At 49.9% G+C, this 26,091-nt stretch carries 26 protein-coding genes, 1 tRNA gene and 1 riboswitch; of the genes, 19 read left to right on the forward strand and 8 right to left on the reverse strand.

The genetic code is table 11. The features are described 5' to 3' along the window. Nucleotides 1-45: 45 nt before the first annotated feature. From HMPREF2696_RS05525 to ispB, 3 genes are all read right to left on the reverse strand, one after another. A tRNA-Arg gene (locus tag HMPREF2696_RS05525) sits at nt 46-120 on the reverse strand. A gap of 18 nt (nt 121-138) precedes the next feature. Then, nucleotides 139-585, reverse strand: a complete 447-nt coding sequence (locus HMPREF2696_RS05530) for a DUF441 domain-containing protein (RefSeq protein WP_063069345.1) — start codon at nt 583-585, stop codon at nt 139-141. 4 nt (nt 586-589) lie between these two features. Continuing rightward, entirely contained in the window at nt 590-1,564 is a 975-nt protein-coding gene (ispB, locus tag HMPREF2696_RS05535; protein WP_070588035.1) for an octaprenyl diphosphate synthase, read from the reverse strand. A 263-nt stretch (nt 1,565-1,827) separates the two neighbouring features. Between ispB and rplU the strand changes: the two genes are divergently transcribed. The 3 genes from rplU to ubiM all read left to right on the forward strand — a co-directional run bounded on the left by rplU (nt 1,828) and on the right by ubiM (nt 3,895). Beyond that, on the forward strand, nt 1,828-2,136 hold the full coding sequence (gene rplU, locus HMPREF2696_RS05540) for a 50S ribosomal protein L21 (RefSeq protein ID WP_002216394.1): 309 nt from the start codon (nt 1,828-1,830) through the stop codon (nt 2,134-2,136). Nucleotides 2,137-2,163: 27 nt separating this feature from the next. Next, nucleotides 2,164-2,436 (forward strand): 50S ribosomal protein L27, encoded by a 273-nt coding sequence (gene rpmA / locus HMPREF2696_RS05545; protein ID WP_002212328.1) that lies wholly within the window; start codon nt 2,164-2,166, stop codon nt 2,434-2,436. A 274-nt stretch (nt 2,437-2,710) separates the two neighbouring features. Further along, nucleotides 2,711-3,895, forward strand: coding sequence for a 5-demethoxyubiquinol-8 5-hydroxylase UbiM (gene ubiM, locus HMPREF2696_RS05550; RefSeq protein ID WP_004518804.1), 1,185 nt, complete (start codon nt 2,711-2,713; stop codon nt 3,893-3,895). Between the two features lie 67 nt (nt 3,896-3,962). Here the strand turns inward: ubiM and HMPREF2696_RS05555 are convergent, their stop codons facing one another. Next, nucleotides 3,963-4,640 (reverse strand): 7-cyano-7-deazaguanine/7-aminomethyl-7-deazaguanine transporter, encoded by a 678-nt coding sequence (locus HMPREF2696_RS05555; RefSeq protein WP_049337017.1) that lies wholly within the window; start codon nt 4,638-4,640, stop codon nt 3,963-3,965. Between the two features lie 101 nt (nt 4,641-4,741). Continuing rightward, the gene (gene queF, locus HMPREF2696_RS05560) at nt 4,742-5,215 is read right to left on the reverse strand and encodes a preQ(1) synthase (protein ID WP_003748427.1); all 474 of its coding nucleotides are present in this window, start codon (nt 5,213-5,215) and stop codon (nt 4,742-4,744) included. 3 nt (nt 5,216-5,218) lie between these two features. Next, a riboswitch (PreQ1 riboswitch) is annotated at nt 5,219-5,263 on the reverse strand. A 147-nt stretch (nt 5,264-5,410) separates the two neighbouring features. On the opposite strand from queF, the gene rfaQ reads away from it, so the two are divergent. Then, the gene (gene rfaQ, locus HMPREF2696_RS05565; RefSeq protein WP_049337016.1) at nt 5,411-6,493 is read left to right on the forward strand and encodes a putative lipopolysaccharide heptosyltransferase III; all 1,083 of its coding nucleotides are present in this window, start codon (nt 5,411-5,413) and stop codon (nt 6,491-6,493) included. Between the two features lie 6 nt (nt 6,494-6,499). On the opposite strand, the gene HMPREF2696_RS05570 is transcribed toward rfaQ, so the two are convergent. Continuing rightward, nucleotides 6,500-7,480, reverse strand: coding sequence for a hypothetical protein (locus HMPREF2696_RS05570; RefSeq protein WP_049337014.1), 981 nt, complete (start codon nt 7,478-7,480; stop codon nt 6,500-6,502). Nucleotides 7,481-7,842: 362 nt separating this feature from the next. Here HMPREF2696_RS05570 and HMPREF2696_RS05575 point away from each other — a divergent pair, with 362 nt between their 5' ends. Both HMPREF2696_RS05575 and pncB read left to right on the forward strand, forming a co-directional pair. Next, nucleotides 7,843-9,138: a M23 family metallopeptidase gene (locus HMPREF2696_RS05575; RefSeq protein ID WP_003748435.1), complete on the forward strand. Its 1,296-nt coding sequence runs from the start codon at nt 7,843-7,845 to the stop codon at nt 9,136-9,138. A gap of 92 nt (nt 9,139-9,230) precedes the next feature. After that, nucleotides 9,231-10,451 (forward strand): nicotinate phosphoribosyltransferase, encoded by a 1,221-nt coding sequence (gene pncB / locus HMPREF2696_RS05580; RefSeq protein ID WP_039861840.1) that lies wholly within the window; start codon nt 9,231-9,233, stop codon nt 10,449-10,451. Nucleotides 10,452-10,490: 39 nt separating this feature from the next. Here the strand turns inward: pncB and mtgA are convergent, their stop codons facing one another. After that, nucleotides 10,491-11,192: a monofunctional biosynthetic peptidoglycan transglycosylase gene (gene mtgA / locus HMPREF2696_RS05585; RefSeq protein ID WP_004518794.1), complete on the reverse strand. Its 702-nt coding sequence runs from the start codon at nt 11,190-11,192 to the stop codon at nt 10,491-10,493. Between the two features lie 2 nt (nt 11,193-11,194). Then, a complete protein-coding gene (aroE, locus tag HMPREF2696_RS05590; protein ID WP_004518793.1) occupies nt 11,195-12,004 on the reverse strand; it encodes a shikimate dehydrogenase in 810 nt (269 codons plus the stop codon). Nucleotides 12,005-12,201: 197 nt separating this feature from the next. Between aroE and glnA the strand changes: the two genes are divergently transcribed. The 13 genes from glnA to HMPREF2696_RS05655 all read left to right on the forward strand — a co-directional run. Continuing rightward, entirely contained in the window at nt 12,202-13,620 is a 1,419-nt protein-coding gene (gene glnA / locus HMPREF2696_RS05595) for a type I glutamate--ammonia ligase (protein WP_004518791.1), read from the forward strand. Nucleotides 13,621-13,995: 375 nt separating this feature from the next. Further along, a complete protein-coding gene (locus HMPREF2696_RS05600) occupies nt 13,996-14,646 on the forward strand; it encodes a site-2 protease family protein (RefSeq protein WP_004518789.1) in 651 nt (216 codons plus the stop codon). A gap of 131 nt (nt 14,647-14,777) precedes the next feature. Continuing rightward, complete coding sequence (gene dusB, locus HMPREF2696_RS05605) at nt 14,778-15,782, forward strand: tRNA dihydrouridine synthase DusB (protein WP_004518788.1); 1,005 nt, start codon at nt 14,778-14,780, stop codon at nt 15,780-15,782. 38 nt (nt 15,783-15,820) lie between these two features. After that, nucleotides 15,821-16,093: a hypothetical protein gene (locus HMPREF2696_RS05610; RefSeq protein ID WP_004518787.1), complete on the forward strand. Its 273-nt coding sequence runs from the start codon at nt 15,821-15,823 to the stop codon at nt 16,091-16,093. Between the two features lie 130 nt (nt 16,094-16,223). Further along, the gene (locus tag HMPREF2696_RS05615) at nt 16,224-16,745 is read left to right on the forward strand and encodes a hypothetical protein (protein ID WP_004518786.1); all 522 of its coding nucleotides are present in this window, start codon (nt 16,224-16,226) and stop codon (nt 16,743-16,745) included. A 119-nt stretch (nt 16,746-16,864) separates the two neighbouring features. Beyond that, the gene (locus HMPREF2696_RS05620) at nt 16,865-17,104 is read left to right on the forward strand and encodes a Fis family transcriptional regulator (protein WP_003684241.1); all 240 of its coding nucleotides are present in this window, start codon (nt 16,865-16,867) and stop codon (nt 17,102-17,104) included. A gap of 43 nt (nt 17,105-17,147) precedes the next feature. Continuing rightward, a complete protein-coding gene (locus HMPREF2696_RS05625) occupies nt 17,148-17,882 on the forward strand; it encodes a glutamine amidotransferase-related protein (RefSeq protein ID WP_004518785.1) in 735 nt (244 codons plus the stop codon). Nucleotides 17,883-17,958: 76 nt separating this feature from the next. Further along, nucleotides 17,959-18,834 (forward strand): DMT family transporter, encoded by an 876-nt coding sequence (locus tag HMPREF2696_RS05630; protein WP_004518784.1) that lies wholly within the window; start codon nt 17,959-17,961, stop codon nt 18,832-18,834. 65 nt (nt 18,835-18,899) lie between these two features. Beyond that, complete coding sequence (locus HMPREF2696_RS05635) at nt 18,900-19,718, forward strand: hypothetical protein (RefSeq protein WP_070588037.1); 819 nt, start codon at nt 18,900-18,902, stop codon at nt 19,716-19,718. Between the two features lie 51 nt (nt 19,719-19,769). Then, on the forward strand, nt 19,770-20,996 hold the full coding sequence (locus HMPREF2696_RS05640; RefSeq protein ID WP_070588039.1) for a chloride channel protein: 1,227 nt from the start codon (nt 19,770-19,772) through the stop codon (nt 20,994-20,996). Between the two features lie 162 nt (nt 20,997-21,158). Then, nucleotides 21,159-22,739, forward strand: a complete 1,581-nt coding sequence (gene purH, locus HMPREF2696_RS05645; RefSeq protein ID WP_070588041.1) for a bifunctional phosphoribosylaminoimidazolecarboxamide formyltransferase/IMP cyclohydrolase — start codon at nt 21,159-21,161, stop codon at nt 22,737-22,739. Nucleotides 22,740-22,940: 201 nt separating this feature from the next. Beyond that, entirely contained in the window at nt 22,941-23,069 is a 129-nt protein-coding gene (locus tag HMPREF2696_RS11910) for a hypothetical protein (protein WP_256388401.1), read from the forward strand. 766 nt (nt 23,070-23,835) lie between these two features. Continuing rightward, a partial coding sequence (locus HMPREF2696_RS05655) for an ESPR-type extended signal peptide-containing protein (RefSeq protein WP_256388731.1) occupies nt 23,836-26,091 on the forward strand: 2,256 nt, incomplete at its 3' end.

The raw sequence follows: 26,091 nt of genomic DNA on the forward strand, positions 1-26,091 counted from the left end.
TAATAAAAAAGCCTTTCAGAATATGAAAGGCTTTTATTGAAATTATGGCCTCGCCAACAGGAATCGAACCTGTATTTTACGCTTAGGAGGCATACGTTCTATCCGTTGAACTATGGCGAGGCGGTAAAGGAGGGGATTTTAAACCTTTCCGGCAAAAAAAGACAATAAGCCGGCGGCAATCAAAGGGCCAACCGGAATGCCGCCGACAAAGGCAACGCCGATGACCGTGCCGATTAATAATCCGGTTACCAAAACAGGCTGTTCGCTCATCAAGGGAACGCCGCGTCCGGCAAGCCAGGCAACCAAAATGCCGATAAGGACGGCGGCAATCATTTTAAAATTGATAAACTCGGACAGCGGCGGAATCTGGATTTTACCGGAAACCAGCGGGCTCAATACACCGATGGTCAGCAGGATGATGCCCAGATACAAACCGTGTTTTTCCACCAAGGGAAGATATTGCGACAAGGCCGTCTGCTGCATGAGCAGCAATACCGCTGCCGAAATCGTAATCGAGTTGTTGTTGCTGACGACGCCCAAAAAAATCAGCGTAACCAGAAACAAAGGGACAAAGCTGAAATTCATCGGATTAAGATACTCGGGCCAAAGATTCTTTTGCCAGTTGGATCATGGCTTCTTTGACTTCGCTGTCAGGCAACACGTTCAATGAAGCGATGGCTTTGTCGACGGCTTTTTTCGCCTCGGAAATCGAATACGGCAAAGCGTCGGAGTTGACGACATAGTCGTGGATTTTTTCAAAATAGTTGCGGTCGGCATTTTCCAAAGCATGGCGCACATCGTTGGCGGCCTGTTCGGAGCCGTTTCGCATCAGGTAAATCAATGGCAGGGTGGGTTTGCCTTCTGCCAAATCGTCGCCGACGTTTTTGCCAATTTCTTCGGTTTCGCCAGAATAGTCCAATACATCGTCAATGATTTGGAAAGCCGTGCCGACGTACATGCCGTAGTCTTTTAGGGCTTGCTCGTGTTCGGGGGAAGCCTTGCCCAAAATTGCGCCGACTTGTGCGGCCGCTTCAAATAGTTTTGCTGTTTTGTATTGGATAACTTGGACGTATTGCTCTTCGGTAATATCCGTATTGCCGATGTTCATCAGCTGCATGACTTCGCCTTCGGCGATGATGTTGGTCGCATCTGCCATCACTTCCAAGATACGCATGCTGCCCGAACCGACCATCAGTTGGAAGGCGCGTGTATAGAGGAAGTCGCCGACCAAAACAGCCGCCGCGTTGCCGAAGAGGTTGTTTGCGGTTTTACGGCCGCGGCGCAAATCGCTTTCATCGACGACATCGTCGTGCAGGAGGGTGGAGGTGTGGATGAATTCCACCATCGCTGCCAGCGAGTACAGTTTTTCATCGTCATGCCCGACTGCTTTGCCTGCCAAAATGGTAATAATCGGACGCAGGCGCTTACCGCCCGCGCTGATGATGTATGTGCCGATTTGCGAAATCAGCGCAACATCGGATTGAACAGCTTGGTTGATGACCGCATTAACTTTGGCAAGGTCATCGGGCAGGTGGCGTTGGAAGTAAGGCAGGTTTTCGAGCATAAAACATTCTCTGTTGATAAAACGGAGCGGTGGCTCCAATGAATCTGTTTAAACCCGTACATTCGGTCGGGGTAATAACGTTGCATAAAGATATCAGCAATCCAGCGCGTGATTATATCAGTTAAAAAGCATGCAACATATCTTTCAGACGGCATTTTCACTTGTAAATAAAATAAATTTTGACAAAACAGGCAAATAGAAATAGAATAGCTCGTTTCGCACATGGTGTGCGGAATGTTAACCTAATTCTCATGGAGTTGAGTATGTACGCGGTCGTAAAAACCGGCGGTAAACAATACAAAGTTTCCGTTGGCGAAAAATTGAAAGTAGAACAGATACCAGCCGAACTCGACAGCCAAATCGAACTGACTGAAGTTTTGATGATTGCTGACGGCGAATCTGTAAAAGTAGGCGCACCTTTTATCGAAGGCGCAAAAGTAACAGCTAAAGTCGTTGCTCATGGTCGTGGCGAGAAAGTACGCATTTTCAAAATGCGTCGTCGCAAACACTACCAAAAACGCCAAGGCCATCGCCAAAATTTCACCCAAATCGAAATCGTGGCAATCGCCTAATTTCAAGTAAGTTCAGGAGTATTACAAATGGCAAGTAAAAAAGCAGGCGGTAGCACCCGCAACGGTCGCGATTCAGAAGCCAAACGCTTGGGCGTTAAAGCCTACGGCAACGAGCTGATTCCGGCAGGCTCTATCATCGTTCGTCAACGTGGTACTAAATTCCACGCAGGTGACAACGTAGGCATGGGCAAAGACCACACTTTGTTTGCTAAAGTCGACGGTTACGTTGAATTCAAAACCAAAGGCGCGCTGAACCGTAAAACTGTCAGCATCCGTCCTTACACCGGTTCTGAAGAATAATCGTTTTACGATTGAAAGCCGCATTCCCTTTTCGGAATGCGGTTTTTGTTTATCTGAATGTTTGTCCGTTTGATAAAATCCGTATGTCGTGAAGCTTGATTTATATTAAGGCCAAAGTAAAAACGCGCTTACAATTGATAACATTTGTTTTATTCTATCAATGCTTTCTATATAATCTATCAAATGCCTTTGATTTACCCTCATGTAGCTAAACACAGTAAACTTAAGGCCGTCTGAAAAAATCCGTATCAGTTGAATACAAGGAATTCCTCCCATGAGCTTACACAGTGATATTCTCGTCGTCGGCGCAGGCCCTGCCGGATTAAGTTTTGCCGCAGAGTTGGCCGGAAGCGGTTTGAACATAACCCTGATTGAAAGAAGTCCTTTAGAAGTGTTGCAAAATCCGCCGTATGACGGCCGTGAAATCGCACTGACGCACTTGTCGCGCGAAATCATGCAGCGATTGGGTATGTGGGATTTGATTCCAAAAGACGAAATTTATCCTTTGCGCGATGCCAAAGTGTTGAACGGTCATTCCGATTACCAGCTCCACTTCCCGCAACCGACAGAGGCACGCGGTGAGCCTGCGGACTGCTTGGGCTATTTGATTTCCAATCACAACATCCGTAAAGCCGCTTATGAAGTCGTGTCCAAATTGGATAACGTCAAAATCTTGACCGGCACCAATGTTAAAGAAGTTAAAACTTCCGACAATGAGGCGCAAGTTATTTTGGAAAGCGGCGAAGTATTGACCGGCCGTCTGTTGTTGGCCGCCGATAGCCGCTTCTCGCAAACGCGCCGTCAATTGGGCATTTCTTCCGATATGCACGATTACAGCCGCACTATGTTTGTGTGCCGCATGAAGCATACTTTGTCTAATCTGCATACCGCATATGAATGCTTCCACTACGGCCGTACCATTGCGTTGCTGCCTTTGGAAGAGCATTTAACCAATACGGTGATTACGGTGGACAGCGATAAAGCCGAGACGATTAAAAACATGTCGCCGGAAGAGTTGGCAGCCAGCGTGAAAGAGCAACTCAAAGGCCGTTTGGGTGATATGGAATTGGTCAGCACCATTCACAATTATCCTTTGGTCGGCATGATTGCCCAACGTTTCTACGGCAAACGCAGCGCGTTGATCGGCGATGCCGCAGTCGGTATGCATCCGGTTACTGCGCACGGTTTCAACTTGGGTCTGGCAAGTGCCGATCTTTTGGCTAAATTGGTTCTTGAAGCCGAGCAACGCGGTCAGGATATTGGTGCGAAGAGCCTGCTGGAAAAATACAGCACCAAGCATATGCTACACGCCCATCCGATTTACCACGGCACCAATATGCTGCTGAAACTCTTTACCAATGAAACTGCTCCGGCAAAACTGCTGCGCGGTTTGGTATTGCGTGCAAGCAATAACTTCCCGCCGCTGAAAAAACTGATTACCAAACAATTAACCGGTTAATTGTTTAAAACATAAAAGGCCGTCTGAACGATTAAAGTTTCAGACGGCCTTGTTTTTTATCTACTGCTTATTTGGCTAAAACCGATTCGGGCATTTCTTGACGGACGTTTAAGGAAGTCAGTTTTTTGGTCAAGATGCTCAATACGATGCCGTAGGCAGGCAGGAAGAAGAGGGTGCAGATGGCAAGTTTGAATAGATAGTCGACAAATGCGATTCCTTGCCAGTTTGCCGCCATAAATTCATCGTTGCTCGCATAAAAGGCAACGGCGAAAAACACCAGCGTATCCAAAGCGTTGCCGACAACGGTAGAAGCTGTGGGGGCAATCCACCATGATTTTAGACGGCGTAATCTGTTGAACACGAAAATATCGAGGATTTGCCCGAGCGCATAGGCAGAAAAGCTGGCCAATGCGATACGGCCGACGAAGGTGTTAAATTCGGCTAAAGATGCCCAGCCTGTCCAGTTGCCGTCATGAAAGAGGACGGAGAAGACGTAAGAGAGCAGCAGGGCGGGGAACATCACCCAAAAAATAATCCGTCTCGCCAACGGTGCGCCGAAAATGCGCACGGTCAGGTCGGTTGCGAGGAAGATAAAGGGGAAGGAAAATGCGCCCCAAGTGGTAAAGATACTGAAAATTTGAAAGGGGAACTGCACCAGATAGTTGCTGGCGGCGATAATAAAAATATGGAAAAGCACCAGCCAGAAGAGCGCTTTCTTCTGCTGTGCGGCAGTAAATTCGTACATGGAAATCTTTCGGAAGTTTTTTCAGACGGCATGAAGCCTTGCGAGACCGTGCAATAGAGAAAGTCTTGCAATGAAAAGGGCGTTAGGCCGTCTGAATAGGATTATTGTGCATCGTGCTCAAACAGGCGTTTGCGTGCCAAAGCTTCAAACTCTGTGCCTGCTTTGCCGTAGTTGGCAAACGGATGAATGGCGATGCCGCCGCGCGGTGTGAATTCGCCGAATACTTCGATGTATTTCGGATCCATCAGGGCGATGAGGTCTTTCATGATGATGTTGACGCAGTCTTCATGGAAGTCGCCGTGGTTGCGGAAGCTGAAGAGATAGAGTTTCAGTGATTTGCTTTCCACCATTTTGATATGGGGGATGTAGCGGATGTAGATGGTGGCAAAGTCGGGCTGGCCAGTCATCGGGCAGAGGCTGGTGAACTCGGGGCAGACGAATTTGACGAAATAGTCGTTGTCTGGATGTTTGTTGTCGAACGCTTCCAAAATTTCAGGCGCGTATTCGCTTGGGTATTGGGTTTTCTGGTTGCCCAAAAGGGAGATGCCTTGCAGCTCTTCGTTGTTGCGGGACATGAGGTTTCCTTAGTTTTTTAATGTGGGAGGTTTTCGAACCACGGGGTGCGGATTGTAATATAAATTGCATGACTTGTGCGGATTTTATAGCGATGAATCAGCAGGATAGCTTTCAGACGGCCTGTTTTGTATTTTATGAAACCTGTTTTCCGCTTTACAATAGCAGCCAATCAACAGGCCGTCTGAAAGTTTTGTATGTCTTTAGCCCAACCCAAACGTATTCTGATCATCAAATTGCGCCATCATGGCGATGTGCTTTTGAGCACGCCGGTGGTCGATGCGCTGAAAACCCGTTTCCCCGATTGCGAAATCGATATGCTGGTGTATGCCGGTACGGAGCAGCTGATTGCTGATAATCCGCAGATTGCGCAGATTTTGACCATTGATCGAAATTGGAAGAAGCTAGGCGTATTCAAGCAGTTGGCGTGTGAGAAAAACCTTTTGTCTAAGCTGAAGGCGCGCGATTACGACTGGGCTTTCAACCTGTCCGACCAATGGCGCGCGGCAATAATCGCCAAACTGTGCGCCCGTTGCAGTGTGGGTTTTGACTGCATCAAGCGCGACGGTTTTTGGTGGCGTTTCTGTCATGATTTTATCAACCATGAGCTTGATCCCAGCCATCATATCGTTGAAAACCAATTGAATATCCTTGCGCCGCTTATCCAGCCTGAAGACGTCGCCGATGCGAAGGTACGCCTTTGGGTAGCACAAGATGCAAGGGAAAGCATGCAGCAGAAATTGCGTGAGCAGGGGTGGAGCGGTGAAGATTATGTGTTACTGCACCCGGGTGCGCGTTGGCATTTCAAATGTTGGGAAGACGGCAAAAACGCCGCCATCGTACAACTTCTGCTCAACAGCGGACAGAATGTCGTATTGACTGCTTCTCCCGACACTGTCGAACAATACATGCTTCAGGAAATTATAGGCCGTCTGAATATTCCGGAAGGCAGAAAAGTATATGTGTTGTCCGGATGTTTGAGCCTGCGTGAATTGGCGGCGGCCATTGAGGGCGCCAAGCTGTTTGTCGGTGTCGATTCCGCACCGATGCACATCGCTGCAGCTTTGGATAAACCGCAAATCGCTTTGTTTGGCGCATCATGGGTGGATAAATGGCGTCCGTATTCCGAGCAGGCCGAAGTCATTTATGCCGGCGATTATGCCGAACTGCCTCACCCCGACAGTATCGATACCAACGATCCGACACGTTTGTTGAAAGCGATTCCTTTGCAGGATGTGTGGGATAGAATTTCTGCCAAATTGGAGGCGTTGGAGGCTTAAAACCGCTTACCACGATCCGTTAAACGTTTTAGCTTTGCGCCAAAATGCCCATTTGGAACGGCGGCCGATTTCCAGCGTGCCGCCGTTTTCGCCGTCTGTGGTAATGCATACAGTTTTCAGACGGCCTGAGGCGAGTGCGTCCCATAAAGGCGAAAACCAACGGGTTTCCCAGCTTTCCAAAATATCTTTGTATGCCCAAACATCGCCTGTCTGTAAGGTGGAAACCAAGTCGTCCAAAAAGATAAGGCCGTCTGAAACTGTGCTGCCTGTTTCTTGAACCATCTCAAACCAAGCCTTCAAATCATACGGCGCATCGAGTTTGGGCGTATCTAAAAAACGCGCCCATGCGCTGTCTGAGGCGACAATATCCGCAGATTGTGTGCCGTTCGCATCGTTCCACAGCCACAAACCGTTGATTTCCGGCAATCCTTGTTGTTCACGCGCTTGGTTAATCGGATGCGAGTGGAGAAACATTTGGATTTCCGTCTGCACGGCCAACCAAGACACCGCATCTTTGCCGTGCGCCTGACCGTCCATTTCCGGCTGCCCGCACACATCCAAAACACATTCCGCCCCCCAATCTTCTATCGTCGGCATACTGAGCAGCCACATGCTTTCGCAAAGCGGCTCGAATTGCCAATCTTTATCTTGATAAAACGCCGACAAGTCCGCACATAACCGTTGCGCCTCCTCTTTTTGGATGCCGATAAACTCGCCACTGATAATGTTGACATGGTGCATGCCCATCTGTTGCCAAACCGGAGAGGCAAAAGCGGCTGTGCGTTTTTGGCTTGTGTGGCGTAAACGTTGCACTTGGGCAATGAGGCTGCCGCCCCACAAATGGCGTCCGTAAAATTCAGACGGCCTGAGTGTTTCTTTGCGTAATGTGCCGTAACGCAAAAGACGGTTAAAAGCAGGTAAGGCAAGCTCAGGGACGGATTCGTCGGCAAAGCGGTTGAGTGAGGGGAGGGCGAGGGTCAGCTTCATAAGCGCAAATAGATAGAAAAACCGTTATTTTACGCGACAAATGATGCGTTTCGGAACCTTGCCCTCACGTACTCAAAAAGAGCCGTTCAGACGGCCGGTTTGGAAAAAACGGGCTGCCATGCTAAAATGCGTGGCGTAAATTTCAGAAAAACAGGGTGTAAATCAACACAATAGCCCTGATAATAACGTCAATCTCAAACACGACCTCATTCATTCCGAATGAAAACCTGATTTTCAGATCGGAAAAAAGACTCAAAGTCCTTTATCCCCAAAACTGTTTAAACCAGCAGGCGGTCGCAGCAGGCCGGATGTGCCGGCATTCTGCAAACCTCAAAAACAGACCGCCCCATTAAGGATAACGCGTGATTAAAAACAAATATTCCACTCGATTCAAAGCAACCCTCTTAGCGTTTCTGCTGCCGGCTTCAGGCATCATGACCGCATACGCCATTACCGACCCTCAACCTGCACAAACCGATTTTAAAGTCGAGCGTATTTCCGAAGAGCTGCCTGCCGTTTATGTGGAAACCAATACCTATCAATCCAGCTATTGGGCGCAAGAAGCCGTCCAAGCCGGCGACTCTTTGGCAGACGTTTTGACACGTATGGGTGTCAACCAAGAAGACATCAAGCAAATCATGGCGAAAAACAATGCCAACCTCGACATGAAAAACCTGCGGACCAACCAATCCGTCAACATCCGCATCGATTCTTCAGGCCAAGTGACCGACGTTCAATTCTTTACTGATGAAGAATTGGAACGCAACTTGGTGGCTTTGGAAAAAGTCAAAGGTAAATGGCGCATCTCCAATGCCGAAATCGACATGAAAACCATGCCGACCCTGCGTTCTGTGCAAATCCGCACTTCCGCCATCGGCGATATGCTCCGTGCCGAAATCCCTTCCGAAGTGTATATCCAGCTCAAAGAAATCTTTGCCGACTCGTTTAATATGAGCGATTTGAAAGAAGGCGATACCGTGCGTCTTTTGTACAACAGCATGTATTTCCGCGGCCAACAAATGGCGGTCGGCGATATTTTGGCGGCTGAAGTGGTTAAAGACGGCAAAACCTACCAAGCCTATTATTACAGCCAAGGCAAAGGCGACGAAGAAAGCGGCAGCTACTACGACCAAAACGGTAAGTCCCTGCAACAAAAAGAAGGCTTTAATACCGAGCCTGTTGCATACACGCGCATTTCTTCCCCGTTTGGCTACCGTGTCCATCCGGTTTTGCATACCGTTCGTATGCACACCGGTATCGACTATGCCGCGCCGACCGGTACGCCTATTAAGGCTGCTGCCGACGGCGAAGTGATTTTCAAAGGTTGGAAAGGCGGCTACGGCAATACCGTGATGATCCGACATGCCAACGGTGTGGAAACCCTGTACGGCCACATGAGCGCGTTCAGCCCTGCCGACGGCAGAGTCCGCGCCGGCGAAGTGATTGGTTTTGTCGGTACAACCGGCCGTTCGACCGGCCCGCACCTGCACTACGAAGCACGCGTCAACGGCCAGCCGGTCAACCCGACTACCGTCGCCCTGCCGACGCCGAAATTGACCCCGACCAATATGGCCGCGTTCCGCAAACAGCAAAAAGATGCCAGCACGATGTTGTCTACCATCCGCTCTTTGCCGGTTTCCGTAGCGCAGCTGGATTAATAAGATAAAGGCCGTCTGAATAAGGTTTCTTTCAGACGGCCTTTCCCATTAAAATTGATACCTCAACGCCCACGTTTACTCAGAGAAAACTTATGTCTGCTTATCAGCCCATTATCCAATCCCTGCTTGATACCGACCTGTACAAATTCACCATGCTGCAAGTCGTGTTGCACCAATTCCCGCAAACCCACAGCCTCTACGAATTCCGCTGCCGCAACAAAGAGATGGTGTATCCGCTGGCCGATATTCAAGAAGACTTGGAACGCGAGCTCAACGCCCTGTGCCAGCTGCGCTTTACCCATGACGAACTCGACTATCTGCGCAGCCTGCGTTTTATCAAAAGCGATTTTGTCGATTATCTCGAACTTTTTCAACTCCAACGCCGCTTCGTCCAAGTCAGCCCTGACGATCAAGGCCGTCTGAACATCCGCATCGAAGGCCCGATGGTACAGGCGATGTTCTTCGAGATTTTTATTCTTGCCATCGTCAACGAACTCTATTTCCGCCGCTTGGAAACGCCTGCCGTCATCGAAGAAGGCGAGCGCCGTTTGCAGGCCAAAGCGCAACAGCTGAAGGAAATTGCGGCTACACAAAATCCGAATGATCCGCCGTTCCTTATTTCCGATTTCGGCACACGCCGCCGCTACACCCTTGCATGGCAGGAACACGTTATCCGCACCTTGTTGGAAGCCGCTCCCGACATCGTGCGCGGTACCAGCAACGTTTATCTGGCCAAAAAGCTCGGCATCACACCCATCGGCACCATGGCACACGAGTTCCTCCAAGCCTTCCAAGCCTTGGACGTACGTTTGCGTAATTTCCAAAAAGCCGCGCTGGAAAGCTGGGTACATGAATACCGCGGCGACCTCGGTATCGCCCTGACCGACGTAGTCGGCATGGATGCCTTCTTGCGTGATTTCGACCTGTACTTCGCCAAACTCTTCGACGGCCTGCGCCACGACAGCGGCGATCCTTATGTTTGGGGCGACAAAGCCTACGAGCATTACAAAAAACTTAAAATCGACAGCCGCACCAAAATGCTGACCTTTTCAGACGGCCTCGATATTGAGCGTTCATGGGCGTTGCACCAATACTTCAAAGACCGTTTCAAAACCAGTTTCGGTATCGGTACCAATCTGACCAACGACTTGGGACACACGCCTTTGAACATTGTTTTGAAGCTCGTCGAGTGTAACGGCCAATCCGTCGCCAAGCTCTCCGACTCCCCGGGCAAAACCATGACCACCAACAACACCTTCCTCGCTTACCTGCGCCAAGTGTTTGACGTACCGGAGCCGGAAGAGAAAGCCTAAAAACAAAGGCCGTCTGAAATGTTCAGACGGCCTTTTTCATTAATCCATATCGCTTTCAGGTAATTCTGCCGAACCCATGCGGCGCAGGATGATATTGGTTTTGTTGTGCATCCGTTTGCTCTTAGGGTGGTCTGCGTAAAACAGCGGAGCCGGAACGCGCGCCGTGAGTTTGGCGGCTTGTTGGCGGGTGAGGGCAGAGGCAGGTTTCTTGTAGAAATACTGGGACGCCGCTTCCGCGCCGAATACGCCGTAGTGCCATTCGATTGAGTTTAAATACAGCTCAAAAATGCGGTCTTTGTCTGTAACCGCTTCCATCATTGCCGTAATTGCCGCTTCTTCGCCTTTGCGGATGTAGCTGCGGCTTTCGTTGAGAAACAGGTTTTTCGCCAGCTGCTGGCTGATGGTCGAACCGCCGGCTTTGACTTCGCCGCTTTGCTTATTGCGTTTCATGGCGTATTTGATGCCGTTCCAGTCAAAGCCGCTGTGTTCGGCAAAGTTGGCGTCTTCGGAAGCAATCAGGGCTTTTTTGAGGTTGACGGAAATTTGGTCGTAAGGCACCCAGCGGTAATCCAGCTTGACATCGCGGCCTTCTTTTGCAAACTGGCTCATGCGCATGGACATGAAGGCGGTTTTGCTGGGCGCGACGGCGCGGTAGGTAATGATGTTGCCGTACACATAAGCGTTGAAGAAAATGAAGATGCCGATGGGCAGGGCAATCAGCCATTTGATGATGCGGAACATGGTTACAGGGCTTTCATGTATTCGATAACAGGGCGGATATCGGGCGTAAATCCGCGCCAAGTATGGTAAGAGGCGGCAGCCTGACCGACCAGCATGCCCAGGCCGTCTGAAACTTCGGCCGCGCCGTTGCTTTGGGCAAAGTTCAAAAACGCCTGAGCCGCTTCGCCGTAAACCATATCGTAGGCAAGGCGGCAGCCGCGGAAAATTTCAGGGCTGACGGCAGGAAGCTGACCGCTCAAGCCGCCGGATGTGCCGTTGATGATGATATCAAAACCGCCGTTCAAATCCGACATCGGGACGGCTTCAATGCCGAAAAGCCGCGCCAATTCCTCGGCCTTGGCGTGGGTGCGGTTGGCAATGACGATACGGGCAGGGCGGTGTTCTTTCAAAACAGGAATCACGCCGCGTACCGCGCCGCCTGCGCCCAAAAGCAAAATGGTTTTGTCTTCGATGGCAATATTTTTGACCTGCGTGATGTCGTTGGCCAAACCGATACCGTCGGTATTGTCGCCGCGTATCCTGCCGTCTTCCAACCACACTAGCGTATTGACCGCGCCGGCAGCCAAAGCGCGGTCAGAATGCTCGTCCGCCAGCGCAAAAGCTTCCTGCTTGAATGGGACAGTTACATTCGCACCTTGCCCGCCCTCGGCACGAAACGCCGCAACAGCCTCGGCAAAACCGCCGATTTCGGCACAAATGCGCTCATATTCGATGTCGATGCCTTCATGAAGGGCAAACTGCCGATGGATTTGCGGCGACTTGCTGTGGGCGACGGGGTTGCCGAAAACGGCGTAACGCGGAGTGTTGTTCATAAAATGGGTCTGAGAAAACAAAAGAAAAGAGTGCTTATTATAGCGGTCTTTATGTTAAGAAAGCGTAATGTAAAATTGTTGACAATTAAACAGTCTGAAACTATATTTCATTGCGTAAAAACGGGTGCCCTGATGTATTTCAGACGGCCTTACCGTGATAGAATAACAACTTAAACCCAATCCCTCAGGAGCTGAAGATGTCCATCAAAGACGCTGTAAAACTGATTGAAGAAAGCGAAGCCCGCTTCGTAGATTTGCGCTTTACCGATACCAAAGGCAAGCAGCACCACTTTACCATCCCCGCCCGCATCGTTCTCGACGATCCCGAAGAATGGTTCGAAAACGGTCAAGCGTTTGACGGTTCGTCCATCGGCGGTTGGAAAGGTATTCAGGCTTCCGATATGCAGTTGCGTCCCGATGCGTCTACAGCTTTCGTCGATCCTTTCTACGACGATACCACCGTTGTCTTTACCTGCGACGTTATCGACCCTGCTGACGGCCAAGGTTATGACCGCGACCCTCGTTCTATCGCACGCCGCGCCGAAGCCTATTTGAAATCTTCCGGTATCGGCGACACCGCCTATTTCGGCCCAGAACCTGAATTCTTCGTCTTCGACGGCGTAGAGTTCGAAACCGACATGCACAAAACCCGTTACGAAATCACTTCCGAAAGCGGCGCATGGTCAAGCGGCCTGCACATGGACGGTCAAAATACCGGCCACCGTCCGACCGTCAAAGGCGGTTACGCGCCTGTTGCACCGATTGACTGCGGTCAAGACCTGCGTTCTTCCATGGTCAATGTTTTGGAAGAACTCGGCATCGAAGTGGAAGTGCACCACAGTGAAGTCGGTACCGGCAGCCAAATGGAAATCGGCACCCGTTTTGCCACTTTGGTTAAACGCGCCGACCAAACCCAAGACATGAAATACGTGATTCAAAACGTCGCCCACAACTTCGGCAAAACCGCTACCTTCATGCCCAAACCCATCATGGGCGACAACGGCAGCGGTATGCACGTTCACCAATCCATTTGGAAAGACGGTCAAAACCTGTTCTCAGGCGATGGCTATGCCGGTTTGTCCGATACCGCCCTTTATTACATCGGCGGCATCATCAAACACGCCAAAGCCCTGAACGCGATTACTAATCCGTCCACCAACTCCTACAAACGCCTCGTGCCGCACTTTGAAGCACCGACCAAACTGGCATATTCCGCCAAAAACCGTTCCGCTTCCATCCGTATTCCGTCCGTGAACAGCAGCAAGGCACGCCGCATCGAAGCGCGTTTCCCTGATCCGACCGCCAACCCATACTTGGCGTTTGCCGCTTTGTTGATGGCCGGTTTGGACGGTATTCAAAACAAAATCCATCCGGGCGACCCTGCCGATAAAAACCTGTACGACCTACCTCCGGAAGAAGATGCATTGGTGCCTACCGTTTGCGCCTCTTTGGAAGAAGCACTGGCCGCCCTCAAAGCCGACCACGAATTCCTCCTGCGCGGCGGCGTATTCAGCAAAGACTGGATCGACAGCTACATTGCCTTTAAAGAGGAAGATGTCCGCCGTATCCGCATGGCACCTCATCCGCTGGAATTTGAAATGTATTACAGCCTGTAAAACAGCTGAGGCATTTTAAATAGGAAATCAAAGGCCGTCTGAAACTGGATTTGAAGTTTCAGACGGCCTTTAGGCTTGAAATAGATAGGGCAATTGAATTAGGTATGATAGCGAGAAGCAATAAATCATGCCGTTTGAAAACCTTTATGGAATCGGTATTGCGTGTTAAATTTCAGCATGACAGGCCTTTTATTAAAGATATTCGCCATTACTTTATAGTGAACCAGTCTTCAAATTTAATCCTCAAGGTAAAGGCATTACTTGGGAAGAGCTGAAAGAGTCTTTCGATTCGGATAAGACAGAAGAAGATTAAAGCCTCAGGCCGTCTGAAAGGATATTTTCTGTTTTCAGACGGCATGTTTGATAAGGAAAACCATGTTTGCAAATTTTGATTTAGGCGTATTTCTGCTGGCAGTATTGCCCGTGTTGTTGGCCATTACCGTGCGCGAAGTGGCACGCGGTTATACGGCGCGGTATTGGGGCGACCATACTGGCGAGCAGCTTGGGCGTTTGACGCTCAATCCGCTGCCGCACATCGATCCTGTCGGTACGATTGTCGTGCCGTTGGTGTGTCTGATGATAGGCAGTTTTCTGTTCGGCTGGGCGCGTCCCATGCCCATCGATTCGCGCAATTTCCGTGATCCGCGCCGCGCGTGGCGTTGGGTGTCGATTTCGGGTCCGATAGCCAATCTGATTTTGGCGTTCTTCTGGGGTTTTGTCGTCGTACTTGCCGCGTATGTGCCTGAGTCTTATCAAGCGCCCTTGGCGCAGATGGCCGGTTACGGCGTGATGGTGAACTCGATTTGGGTCGCATTCAGCCTGATTCCGATTTTGCCTTGGGACGGCGGTATTTTTATCGATACCTTTCTCAACGCCAAACAGTCCATGCAGTTCCGTAAAATCGAGCCATACGGCACATGGATTATCCTGATCCTGTTGTTTACCGGCCTGCTGGCCAAACTGATTTGGCCGATTATTGCCATGATTCAGGACGCAGTGCGGATGGTTGTCATGTTGTTTATTTAAATGTTTTGGCTGAAAAGGCCGTCTGAAACTCAGTTTCAGACGGCCTTTTTCATTGTGCAACATGTAAATACAATTGGAAAAATTGCTTAAAAATTGTACAATTTCAGCCCTTTCAATTTGGCGCACACATCATGCACATCGGCGGCTATTTCATTGACAACCCCATCGCACTCGCCCCCATGGCAGGCATTACGGACAAACCGTTCCGCCGGATTTGCCGCGAGTTTGGCGCAGGGTGGGCGGTATGCGAAATGCTGACCAGCGATCCGAGCTTGCGCCATACCAAAAAAACTTTGCGCCGCAGCGATTTTGAAGGCGAGGGCGGAGTGGTGGCCGTGCAGATTGCCGGCAGCGATCCGCAGCAGATGGCGGAAGCCGCGCGGTATAACGTCGGCTTGGGCGCTCAGGTGATTGATATAAACATGGGCTGTCCGGCCAAAAAAGTCTGTAATGTGCAGGCAGGCAGCGCATTGATGCAAAACGAGCCTTTGGTTGCCGAAATCTTGGAAGCCGTTGTCAACGCGGTGGACGTACCCGTTACCCTCAAAACCCGTTTGGGCTGGCACAATGAACATCAAAATTTGCCGACCATTGCCAAAATCGCCGAAGAATCAGGCATCGCAGCCCTTGCCATCCACGGCCGCACCCGTACGCAGATGTACAAAGGTGAAGCGCGTTACGAACTGATTGCCGAAACCAAAGGCCGTCTGAACATTCCCGTTTGGGTCAACGGCGATATTACTTCGCCGCAAAAAGCTGCCGCCGTCCTCAAGCAAACCGCCGCAGACGGCATCATGATAGGGCGCGGCGCACAAGGCAGTCCGTGGCTTTTCCGTGATTTAAAACATTACGCCGAACACGGCGTTTTGCCGCCGGCCTTAAGCTTGGCAGAATGCAACGCCACCATTTTGAACCACATCCGCGCTATGTATGAATTTTATGGCGAAGTGGCCGGCGTACGCATCGCCCGCAAACACATCGGCTGGTACATCGATGAAATGCCCAACGGCGAGCAAACACGCCGAGACATCAACCGCTTGGACAGCGCCGCAGCACAATACGACACCCTTGCCGCCTATCTTGAGACGCTTTCAGAGAAAACCGACCGTTGGGTATGCCACTATCGGGAAGGCTAAAGGGTTTCAGACGGCATTTTTCTTTTGGGGAAGTAAATATGAAATTGACCTCACGGTTCAAACGCTTCGGCATAGCCGTGCTGTTGCTGACAGGATTTGGTATTTATGCTTATGACTACAATCTGATAGCCTGTAAATTAATGGATCGCTATTGGAATGAAGACAAGAGCAGGTGCATGAATCCTGATTGTCGTCAACATGATGCTTGTATGCTGAGTGCAGGTAAGGATAAAGCAACATGCGAAACCATCCGCCCCGGTGACAGTTTGGACAAGGCTTGGTATGTACTGGGCAAGCCTTGGTATGAGTAGAACGGGCGTTTCTTTTGGGGTAATAAATATGGAGATAATGTAGCAGAAATCGAACCTGACGGAGAAAAGGTTGGCAAGATTACTTGCTTTGAGCAGTAGGTTGTGTGAGGAGATGGTTTCAGGAAACCCTATGTTTCAGTTGATTAAACGTATATTTTCTAAAAAGCATCAAGCTGATTCCATGTTTCCGCGCAATCGTTTCGAACATGTGGATTGGGAACAGGAATTGGCTGATGCCACTCGTCGGCTGGTCAATGATGAAGGGCATTATGACGAGCAGGGTAATACGGTTGAGCTGGAGTTAAGTGAGGGAGCGCATAATATCCTGCTGTATTTTGCCTCAGGGGATGAAGCTCAATGTATGGAAATCCTGCAGCGTTTGAACGCATGGGATAATCAGGTTCAAACCTCTCTGGAAAAAGAGGCTCAATCGCCTATTCCTAGAGCGTATCAAGAAATAGGATATAACCGCCAATCTTGGGAAAAAGCACGGAAATTTCATGTTTGGATAGTCAATTGTGAAGAAAAACCGTATTCCATTCGTTACGTTGCCGATCATGCCAATAATGAATTTGTTATCTATCTGGCTCAAGAAAACGGGATATGGCGGGCATTTTGGGATAGTAAATTACAGAAATCTATTGCAGTATAAGATTTTGATAAAAAATAAGAATTGAATAGAGTAAATTTCTCAATCAAATTAAATAAACGCCGTCTGAATGTTCAGACGGACTCATCATCTAAAAACAAATCTAAAGAAAGACAATCACGATGAATCAAACGACGACTGACATTGCGCAATGTATTGAACAAAACTTACGACAATACTTCAAAGACTTGGATGGTACGGAACCTTGCGGTGTGTATGATATGGTATTGCATCAAGTGGAAAAGCCGATGCTTGCCTGCGTGATGGAGCAATGCGGCGGAAACCAGTCTAAAGCGGCCGTTATTTTGGGTTTGAACCGCAATACCCTGCGTAAAAAATTACAACAGCACGGTATGCTGTAATACGGCAGGGCAATCCGTCCTGACGGTCGAAGGAGAAATAACAATGCAAAATCCGAATAAATTAAATATCCATTTCATCTTGCACGAGGCATTTGAAGTGCCGGGAGCATATTTGAAATGGGCGCAATGGCGCGGACATAACATCAGTACAACCAAAGTGTACGAAAGGGAAACCCTGCCTGACAATGTGGACGATATAGATTTTTTGATTGTGATGGGCGGGCCGCAATCGCCTGATGAAGACAGGCAGGCATTCTCGTATTACGACCCCGAATCCGAGCTGCGCCTGATGCGTCAGGCGATGGCGGCGGATAAATATATTGTCGGCGTGTGTTTGGGTGCGCAGCTTTTATCCGTTGCCTACGGCGCGCGCCACACACGCAGCCCTGAGCGTGAAATCGGCATTTATCCGATTGAGCTGACGGCGGAAGGTTTGGCGGATGCCCATGTTTCCCTGTTGGGCAAAACCCTGAATACCGGCCATTGGCACGGCGATATGCCCGGTTTGACGGATAAGGCGGTTGTGTTGGCAACCAGCAAAGGCTGTCCGCGCCAGATTATCCGTTTTGCGCCCAAACATTATGCCTTCCAGGCCCATTTGGAGTTTGACCGTGAAGCCGTCGGGCTGCTGATTGCGGCGGACGGACGCGAAAATGTGGCCGAACAAAGCCAAGCCCAAACTTATGTCCAGCATCCGGATAAAATCGAAGCGGCGGATTTCAGTGAAATGAATGCCAAACTCTTCGACTTTTTGGATTCTCTGACGCAGACAAAATAAAAAAGGCCAACCCTCCAGGCCGTCTGAATAATAAATATAGAGAAGAAACGATTAACCCTTTTTAAAAGGTCGGACCATGTTCTATCAAATACTTGCCCTGCTGATTTGGGGCAGCTCTTTTATCGCTGCCAAGTATTCTTACGAGATGATCGACCCTGCGCTGATGGTTGAGGCACGGTTGTTGATTGCCGCGTTGATGGTACTGCCGTCGTGCCGCCGTCATTTGGGAAGGATTCCGCGGAGCGAGTGGAAGCCGTTGTTATGGATTTCCTTTGTCAACTACGTTGTCGTTTTGATGCTTCAGTTTATCGGTTTGAAATACACGTCTGCCGCCAGCGCGATTACCATGGTCGGGCTGGAACCCTTGCTGGTGGTTTTTGTCGGTCATTTCTTTTTCAGCGACAAAGCGAAAATTTACCACTGGATTTGCGGCGCGGTGGCGTTTGCCGGCGTGGGCATGATGGTAATGGGCGGTGCAGAAGAAGGCGGCACGATTGATTGGTTCGGCTGTTTGCTGATTTTGCTTGCGGGATTGGGTTTTGCAGGCGTGATACGACCGAGCCAGCAGATGATTGCCCGCATCGGTGCGCCTGCATTTACCGTGGCTTCCATGGCGGTGGCGGCGGTATTGTGTCTGCCGTTTTCGCTGGTGTTGGCAGACAGTTATCAAATCAACTGGTCATGGGGCGGTACGCTGTCGATTTTGTATATGGGGATCGGTTGCAGTTGGCTTGCCTATCTGTTGTGGAACAAAGGCATGAACAAAGTCCCTGCCAACGTCTCCGGCCTGCTGATTTCGCTTGAGCCTGTCATCGGCGTTATCATGGCGGTGTTAATTTTGGGCGAACATTTAAGTGCTATGTCTGCGATGGGCATTACCGTCGTTATTGCGTCCACTTTTGTCGCCGGTATGCTGGCGCGTATCGGCAACAAACACAAAAAGGCCGTCTGAAAACGGTTTCAGACGGCCTGAAGTAAGCAGTACTTTTTTCAATAAAACATTTTGGGAAAATTTCTATGAAACGCATTATCTCCCTGCTTTTGCTTGCCTGCCCTATTTTGACGTCGGCTGCACCCGATAACGACAAAGCCGCTGTACAGGCCGTCATTGCCAAGTATTACAACCGACCGCTTGCCGCGCACAAATGCCAGCTCGCCAAGCCGCCGAAAGACAGTGAGACAGCATCTGACAACATTATGTATTGCATGAAACCTGTTGCCGATCATACCGTAACGCGCAACGGCAAAGCCGCGCGCTATGTGTTGTACACAGGTTTTGCCTACGATATGGAACAAAAAGTAAAACAGGACGCTCATGTTTCTTCCGGTCTGGCAGAATTGTTTGTTTTGGAGAAAACAGACGGCAAGTGGGCAATCAAACAGCACGGAAAAGATAAAATCGGCGCATGGGGCGAGCCGCCGGAGAATAAGGAATGGAAGTTTGTTCAGGTGGGCGCACAAAACTGGGGCTATGTTGCCGAATCAAGTTATACAGGCCAAGGCGACACGACGACTTCGCAAAACTTCCTGTTTACCGATGATAGCAACCGAATCCGCAACAGCGTCATGATCAACGGTAACGATAACGGCGCATATTTTGGCGATTGCGATGAATTGAAAGGGCGTGAAAAACGCCTCTGCAAAGACAGATATACCAGTCTGGAAGCCAAAATTGCTTTTGACAAAAGCCGTCCTGCCGTATCCGGCGTATGGGCGCTGACTGCAAAACTCAGCGGCGTATCAGGAAAGAAAAATTATAAAAATCAGAAATATATTTTCCCTTATAACGGCAAAACCCACGTCGCCCCCAAAAACTATCCCTTGGGCGGACAATAGTTCCCTCGAAAAACGCTTTGATCAAACCACTACTACCTCAAGTCAAATCCCGTGAAAGAAACGCATAAACTTTGGGCCGCCCTCATCATTACCGGCATTATCGGCGGCATAGTCGGCATTGTATTAACCGAAATCATGCATACAATTCAACATCTTGCCTACGGTTACGGTTCAGACGGCCTATACGTTTCATTCCGAGAGGGCGTATCGCAGGCAAGTCCTGCGCGGCGTATCGGAGTGATGGCCTTTTGCGGCGCGGTGGTCGGCTTGGGGTGGTGGTTGCTCAAACGCTACGGCAGGCCGCAACCGAGCATTAAAGCTGTGGTTAAAAATCCGCTCGCCGGTTTTCCGTTTTTTGAAACCGTCAGTCATGCTCTGTTGCAAATCATTACCGTCGGGCTTGGCTCGCCGCTCGGCCGCGAAGTTGCGCCGCGCGAAATGACTGCTGCCTTTGCTTCAGTAGGCGTCAACCGTTTCGGGTTGAGCGAAGACGACACAAGGCTGGTCATTGCTTGCGCCTCGGGTGCAGGTTTGGCAGCCGTGTATAACGTGCCGCTCGCCTCCACACTTTTTATCCTCGAAGCCATGCTGGGCTTATGGACTCAGCAAGCCGTCGCCGCCGCATTGCTGACTTCCGTCATCGCCACTGCCGTCGCGCGCATCGGCTTGGGCGACGTGCAGCAATATCATCCGGCTAACCTTTCCATCAACACATCATTACTTTGGTTTTCCGTCATCATCGGCCCAGTACTGGGCGCAACCGCCGTCTTTTTCCAGCGTACTGCCCAAAAGTTCCCCTTCATCAAGCGCGACAACATCAAAATCATTCCCTTGGCCGTCTGTATGTTTGCACTCATTGGCGCGATTTCCGTTTGGTTTCCCGAAATTTTGGGCAACGGCAAAGCAGGCAACCAACTGACCTTTGGCGGATTGACCGACTGGCAACACAGCCTTGAGCTGACCGCCGTCAAATGGCTGGTCGTCTTGATGGCGCTGGCGGCAGGTGCATACGGCGGCCTGATTACCCCGTCCATGATGCTCGGCAGTACCATTGCCTTTGCAGCTGCCGCCGCGTGGAACAGCGTTTTCCCAGAAATGTCGTCCGAAAGCGCGGCCGTTGTCGGAGCCGCCGTTTTCCTTGGCGTTTCCCTCAAAATGCCACTGACGGCCATCGTCTTTGTTTTAGAACTCACCTACGCCTCCGTTGCCTTACTCATGCCATTATGTGCAGGCATGGCAGGCGCAGTATGGGTGGCAAAGAAAATGGGATTTCAATAGGCAAAAGCAAAAGGCCGTCTGAAACCAAGTTTCAGACGGCCTTTTACAATAAAATTGTTAACAATATCTATAAAAACCTACTGCCAAAAAGGCGAAAATAGCGGATAATACCGCCCTGAAAATTCATACCATATCGATTAAACCTTCAACAAAGGAAATCCCATGTCTTCCATCAAACGCGCCCTGATTAGCCTATCCGACAAGACAGGCGCAGTCGAATTTGCCCAAACCCTGACCAAGCTCGGTGTTGAAATCCTCTCTACCGGCGGTACAGCAAAGCTCTTGGCTGATGCAGGCGTTCCCGTTATCGAAGTTGCCGACTATACCGGTTTTCCCGAAATGCTCGACGGCCGCGTGAAAACCCTGCATCCGAAAATCCACGGCGGCATCCTCGGCCGTCGCGATTTAGACGAACACGTCGCCAAGATGGAAGAACACGGCATCGGCAATATCGATTTAGTGTGCGTCAATCTCTACCCCTTCGCCGCTACCATCGCCAAACCAAACTGCACACTGGAAGACGCGATTGAGAACATCGACATCGGTGGCCCAACCATGGTGCGCTCTGCCGCGAAAAACTGGAAACATGTCGCCATCGTTACCGACACAGCCGATTTCCCTGCCATCGCTGCCGAACTCGAAGCCAACAACGGCGCATTGAGCGACAAAACCCGTTTCAACCTCTCACGCAAAGCATTTAGCCATACCGCCCAATACGACGGCATGATTTCCAACTACCTGACCTCGCTTTCAGACGACGTCTTAAGCGGCCAGCCCCAAATCGGCGAATTTCCAAGCCAGTTCAACCAAAGCTGGATTAAAGTGCAAGACATGCGCTACGGCGAAAACCCGCACCAACGCGCCGCGTTCTACCGCGATATTTACCCCGCCGCAGGCAGCCTTTCCGCCTACAAACAACTGCAAGGCAAAGAATTGTCGTACAACAACATTGCCGATGCCGACGCCGCTTGGGAAACCGTCAAATCCTTTGACGCGCCAGCCTGCGTGATCGTGAAACACGCCAATCCGTGCGGCGTCGCCATCGCCTCCAATACCTTGGATGCCTACAAACTCGCCTACGCTACCGACACCACCAGCGCATTCGGCGGCATCATCGCCTTCAACCGCGAAGTGGACGGCGAAACCGTCAAACAAATTACCGACAACCAATTTATGGAAGTCCTCATGGCGCCGAAGTTCACCGCCGAAGCCCTCGAAATCGCCGCTGCCAAGAAAAACGTGCGCGTATTGGAAGTGCCGCTTGAAGCAGGAGCCAACCGCTTTGAACTCAAACGCGTCGGCGGCGGACTGTTGGTACAAACCCCCGACATCCACCGCCTCAACCGCGCCGATTTGAAAGTCGTCTCCAAACGCCAACCGACCGAGCAAGAATGGAACGACCTGATGTTTGTATGGAACGTCGCAAAATACGTCAAATCCAACGCCATCGTCTTCGGCAAAGGCGGTCAAACCTACGGCATCGGCGCAGGCCAAATGAGCCGCGTGGACAGCACCCGCATCGCCGCCCGCAAAGCGCAAGATGCTAATCTCGACCTCAACGGCGCATGTGCCGCTTCCGATGCCTTCTTCCCATTCCGCGACGGCGTAGATGTCATTGCCGAGCAGGGCATCAAAGCCATCATCCATCCGGCAGGCTCCATGCGCGACCAAGAAGTCTTTGACGCAGCGGACGAACACGGCATCGCCATGGTCGTAACCGGCATCCGCCATTTCCGCCACTGATAAGCTGATATAAAATAAAGGCCGTCTGAAAGCAAAGTTTCAATATCATGAAACCCGTTTTCAGACGGCCTTCTTTAATCATCAAACAATTTAGCGGTCTAACTGCAAATCAGGATAAAGCAACCAAGTCACAGCCCATCCGATTCATGCAGCAACACAACGCCCTACAAGTCTAAAACCAACCCACTCAGAGAAAGAAACATGAAACACATCCTCCTCATCCTTACCCTTGCCACACTCACCGCCTGCGCCTCCAGCCATACCGGCGGCTACGGCTATGCCGGCAACAACGGCGCTTCCGCAGGCGTGACCCAAACATTCCGTTGGTAAGGCCGTCTGAAAAACAACACAGTTTTCTACAAGAGAGAACAAACAAATCCCAAACGTAAAGGCAAGTTTTACACTTGCCTTTTTTAACGCTGTCCATCGGCTCAATAGCGCATAAATTCGTGTCATTTGCCCGCTGTTTGCTATGTTAGAAAACGTCAAGGGCCGTCTGAAAACAGGCGATATAAACCCATCACACGGTTTAAACCGATCCTCGATACAAATCTCATTAATTCTCTAAATAAAAGCTGACATCTAAATCTATCACTAAAATAACTATCCTGTTAACATATTATTTAATAATCATTATTGTTTAAAAATTTCAACAAAAATCATATGATTATAAAAAGCGTTTAAAAAAAGCAACAAGTAAATCTAACGGGCATGACCGTTGAGGGCGAAAAAATAACACTTTATCGGAAGAGTTGATTTGTAAAACCAAACGCATATAAAATTTGGACAAGGATTCCGAATGCATTGAAAGAAGCTGACAAAAAGTGACTTGTTAAGAAACGAGCTGACAAAAAACGGCACATCGTTTCCCAAACTTCACAAGCTTCCCAAAATGTATCAGCATAAAATCCCATAAAACAGGAATTTAGCTGCCATTCGGCCGAGTGGAAACTTTTGGCACGGGAATTGCATACAAGAGATTACGACGTAAAACCGCATAAAGGGGAGACTCTGAAGTGCGGCATATGTATGGGCAAGCGGTTTATGGCCGAGCAAACGTCCCAAAAGAAATCAAACCCCTTACAGGAAAATCGATATGAATAAAGTCTTTAAAGTTATTTGGAACCACGCGACCCAGACATGGACCGCGGTTTCCGAAATCAGCCATGCACACGGCAAAAAATCCGCTTCTGATAAGCGTAAAGCCGTAGCTGCTGCAGTGGTTGCAGCAGGTGCTTTGATGGCATCTAGCGGAGTAGAGGCCGATGTAAAATTGGGAGGTAGTGCAGTAAACATTACTCCTAATGGTACTTACAACGGTTCTAACAAAAACGTTGGTGTCAACTCTGTTGTAGTGGGTTATCAAAATACTGCGAGCGGTGAAGACGGTACTATTGCTTACGGTGCTAACAATACTGCGACTGCAAACGCAGCATTGGCTGTGGGTAATAACAATATCGCAACCGGCGGTGCATCGACTGCAATGGGTGTAAGCTCTGTTGCAAGTGGTGAAGCTTCTGTTGCAATCGGTAATGTAGCCCAAGCAACGCAAATTCGTGCGACTGCAGTAGGTAACCGTGCGACTGCTACTCAAGACTCTGCAAGTGCATACGGTAACCGTGCAAATGCTGGCGCACAATTTGCAACGGCTATTGGTGATAACTCCAATGCAAATGCTGCTGCAGTTGCTGTAGGTACGCATGCGAACGCTGAAAAACAAGATTCTATCGCTATTGGTAACAACGCTCACGGTGCTTGGACTAATGCTATTGCTGTCGGTAAAGATAGCGTAGCAAAACAAGACCACGCGATTGCAGCAGGTACTAGCGCAAATGCGTCAGGTATTCAAGCTGTCGGTGTTGGTTCATATACAAAAGCAGAAGGTAATCTGACAGTTGCGGTTGGTCCATATGCACAAGCCAATAAAGAAGCTGCAATTGCCGTAGGTTCTAACGCTACTGCTGCTGAGTCTAATGCTATTGCTGTGGGTCAAACTGCTACTGCGGCTAATAATAACTCCATTGCTGTCGGTACTAAAACAGTTTCTAGAGGTGATAACGCAATTGGTATCGGTGCTTATGCTGAATCAACTGCTGCACGTGGTACCGCTATCGGCGTATTGTCTCAAGCGAATGGCGAAGGCTCATTTGCCGGTGGTGCATCTGCTCAAGCAACAGGTGAAAATTCTGTAGCTATTGGCGGTGCGAAAGATGGTACTCTGGGTAATAAAGCAGGTTCTGCTGCTAAAGCCGTTGGTAATAACTCTATTGCAGTAGGTTCTAAATCAAATGCTTCTAAAACTGCTGACGTTGCAGTAGGTTATGCTGCTACAGCAAATGGTACTTCTACCGGTTCTGATGGCGACGGCGTAGTAAATAATGCCGGTTCGGCAATGGCAATCGGTACTGAATCTCAAGCAACCGGTATCGTGGCAACTGCTATCGGCCAACGTTCTCAAGCTCTGGCAAACGGCGCGGTAGCATTGGGTGGCGACGCTCAAGCTAAAAAAGGTTCTGCCGTAGCAATCGGTCGCGGTTCTGTAGCGGACGGTATTTCTGCCGCTGCATTCGGTCCTGCTGCTCAAGCAACTGGTAAATACTCAGTAGCTTTGGGCGTACAAAGCCAAGCCACTTCAGAACAAGCCATCGCATTGGGCCGCCTCTCTCAAGCCAACGGTAAGTTTGCAACTGCCCTGGGTAACAACGCTCAAGCAACAGCCCAACACACTCTGGCTTTGGGCTCAGAAGCTAAATCTACTATCGAAAACAGCGTAGCCCTGGGTAACGGCTCTACAACCAGCGCATTCGTACCTACCAATACTGCTACTGTTGGCAGCTACACTTACAGCGGCTTCGCAGGCGCAACCAGCGGCTTGGGCAACGGCGCAGTATTGTCTGTAGGTTCTGCAGGTAACGAGCGTCAAATCCAAAACGTTGCCGCAGGCCGTATTTCTGCAACTTCTACCGATGCAATCAACGGCTCTCAATTGTACGCTGTTGCAAACCGCATCGAAAACCTGAATCCGTTTGTATTCTCAGGCCATAATGGTAGCGGTAGCTCACCAGATGTAGGTACATACAAATACGATCCTAAATCAAATGCCAATAACACCCTGAAACTGATCGCAGGTGACGGTCTGAAGATGACTTCAAACGGCACTAACGAATACACCCTGAGCGTAATTGGTGGTGGTTCTACTGGTTCTACCGGCGCAACTGGTGCAACTGGCCCTAAAGGCGATACCGGCGCAACTGGTGCAACTGGCCCTAAAGGCGATACCGGTGCAACTGGTGCTACTGGCGCAACTGGCCCTAAAGGCGAAAAAGGCGATACTGGTCCTGCTGGCCCTAAA

Origin of the sequence: Neisseria sp. HMSC058F07 (assembly GCF_001810035.1) — a bacterium.
GTDB classification, from domain to species: domain Bacteria; phylum Pseudomonadota; class Gammaproteobacteria; order Burkholderiales; family Neisseriaceae; genus Neisseria; species Neisseria perflava.

Excerpts from the sequence above, each read along its gene's own strand:
- glnA (WP_004518791.1), top strand. The coding sequence starts at position 12,202 with ATGTCCATCAAAGACGCTGTAAAACTGATTGAAGAAAGCGAAGCCCGC.
- ubiM (WP_004518804.1), top strand. The coding sequence starts at position 2,711 with ATGAGCTTACACAGTGATATTCTCGTCGTCGGCGCAGGCCCTGCCGGA.
- aroE (WP_004518793.1), bottom strand. The coding sequence starts at position 12,004 with ATGAACAACACTCCGCGTTACGCCGTTTTCGGCAACCCCGTCGCCCAC.
- ispB (WP_070588035.1), bottom strand. The coding sequence starts at position 1,564 with ATGCTCGAAAACCTGCCTTACTTCCAACGCCACCTGCCCGATGACCTT.
- pncB (WP_039861840.1), top strand. The coding sequence starts at position 9,231 with ATGTCTGCTTATCAGCCCATTATCCAATCCCTGCTTGATACCGACCTG.
- HMPREF2696_RS05635 (WP_070588037.1), top strand. The coding sequence starts at position 18,900 with ATGAAACGCATTATCTCCCTGCTTTTGCTTGCCTGCCCTATTTTGACG.
- HMPREF2696_RS05600 (WP_004518789.1), top strand. The coding sequence starts at position 13,996 with ATGTTTGCAAATTTTGATTTAGGCGTATTTCTGCTGGCAGTATTGCCC.
- HMPREF2696_RS05620 (WP_003684241.1), top strand. The coding sequence starts at position 16,865 with ATGAATCAAACGACGACTGACATTGCGCAATGTATTGAACAAAACTTA.
- HMPREF2696_RS05630 (WP_004518784.1), top strand. The coding sequence starts at position 17,959 with ATGTTCTATCAAATACTTGCCCTGCTGATTTGGGGCAGCTCTTTTATC.
- rplU (WP_002216394.1), top strand. The coding sequence starts at position 1,828 with ATGTACGCGGTCGTAAAAACCGGCGGTAAACAATACAAAGTTTCCGTT.
- mtgA (WP_004518794.1), bottom strand. The coding sequence starts at position 11,192 with ATGTTCCGCATCATCAAATGGCTGATTGCCCTGCCCATCGGCATCTTC.
- rpmA (WP_002212328.1), top strand. The coding sequence starts at position 2,164 with ATGGCAAGTAAAAAAGCAGGCGGTAGCACCCGCAACGGTCGCGATTCA.
- HMPREF2696_RS05625 (WP_004518785.1), top strand. The coding sequence starts at position 17,148 with ATGCAAAATCCGAATAAATTAAATATCCATTTCATCTTGCACGAGGCA.
- HMPREF2696_RS05555 (WP_049337017.1), bottom strand. The coding sequence starts at position 4,640 with ATGTACGAATTTACTGCCGCACAGCAGAAGAAAGCGCTCTTCTGGCTG.
- dusB (WP_004518788.1), top strand. The coding sequence starts at position 14,778 with ATGCACATCGGCGGCTATTTCATTGACAACCCCATCGCACTCGCCCCC.
- HMPREF2696_RS11910 (WP_256388401.1), top strand. The coding sequence starts at position 22,941 with ATGAAACACATCCTCCTCATCCTTACCCTTGCCACACTCACCGCCTGC.
- HMPREF2696_RS05615 (WP_004518786.1), top strand. The coding sequence starts at position 16,224 with ATGTTTCAGTTGATTAAACGTATATTTTCTAAAAAGCATCAAGCTGAT.
- HMPREF2696_RS05570 (WP_049337014.1), bottom strand. The coding sequence starts at position 7,480 with ATGAAGCTGACCCTCGCCCTCCCCTCACTCAACCGCTTTGCCGACGAA.
- HMPREF2696_RS05530 (WP_063069345.1), bottom strand. The coding sequence starts at position 585 with ATGAATTTCAGCTTTGTCCCTTTGTTTCTGGTTACGCTGATTTTTTTG.
- purH (WP_070588041.1), top strand. The coding sequence starts at position 21,159 with ATGTCTTCCATCAAACGCGCCCTGATTAGCCTATCCGACAAGACAGGC.
- HMPREF2696_RS05610 (WP_004518787.1), top strand. The coding sequence starts at position 15,821 with ATGAAATTGACCTCACGGTTCAAACGCTTCGGCATAGCCGTGCTGTTG.
- queF (WP_003748427.1), bottom strand. The coding sequence starts at position 5,215 with ATGTCCCGCAACAACGAAGAGCTGCAAGGCATCTCCCTTTTGGGCAAC.
- rfaQ (WP_049337016.1), top strand. The coding sequence starts at position 5,411 with ATGTCTTTAGCCCAACCCAAACGTATTCTGATCATCAAATTGCGCCAT.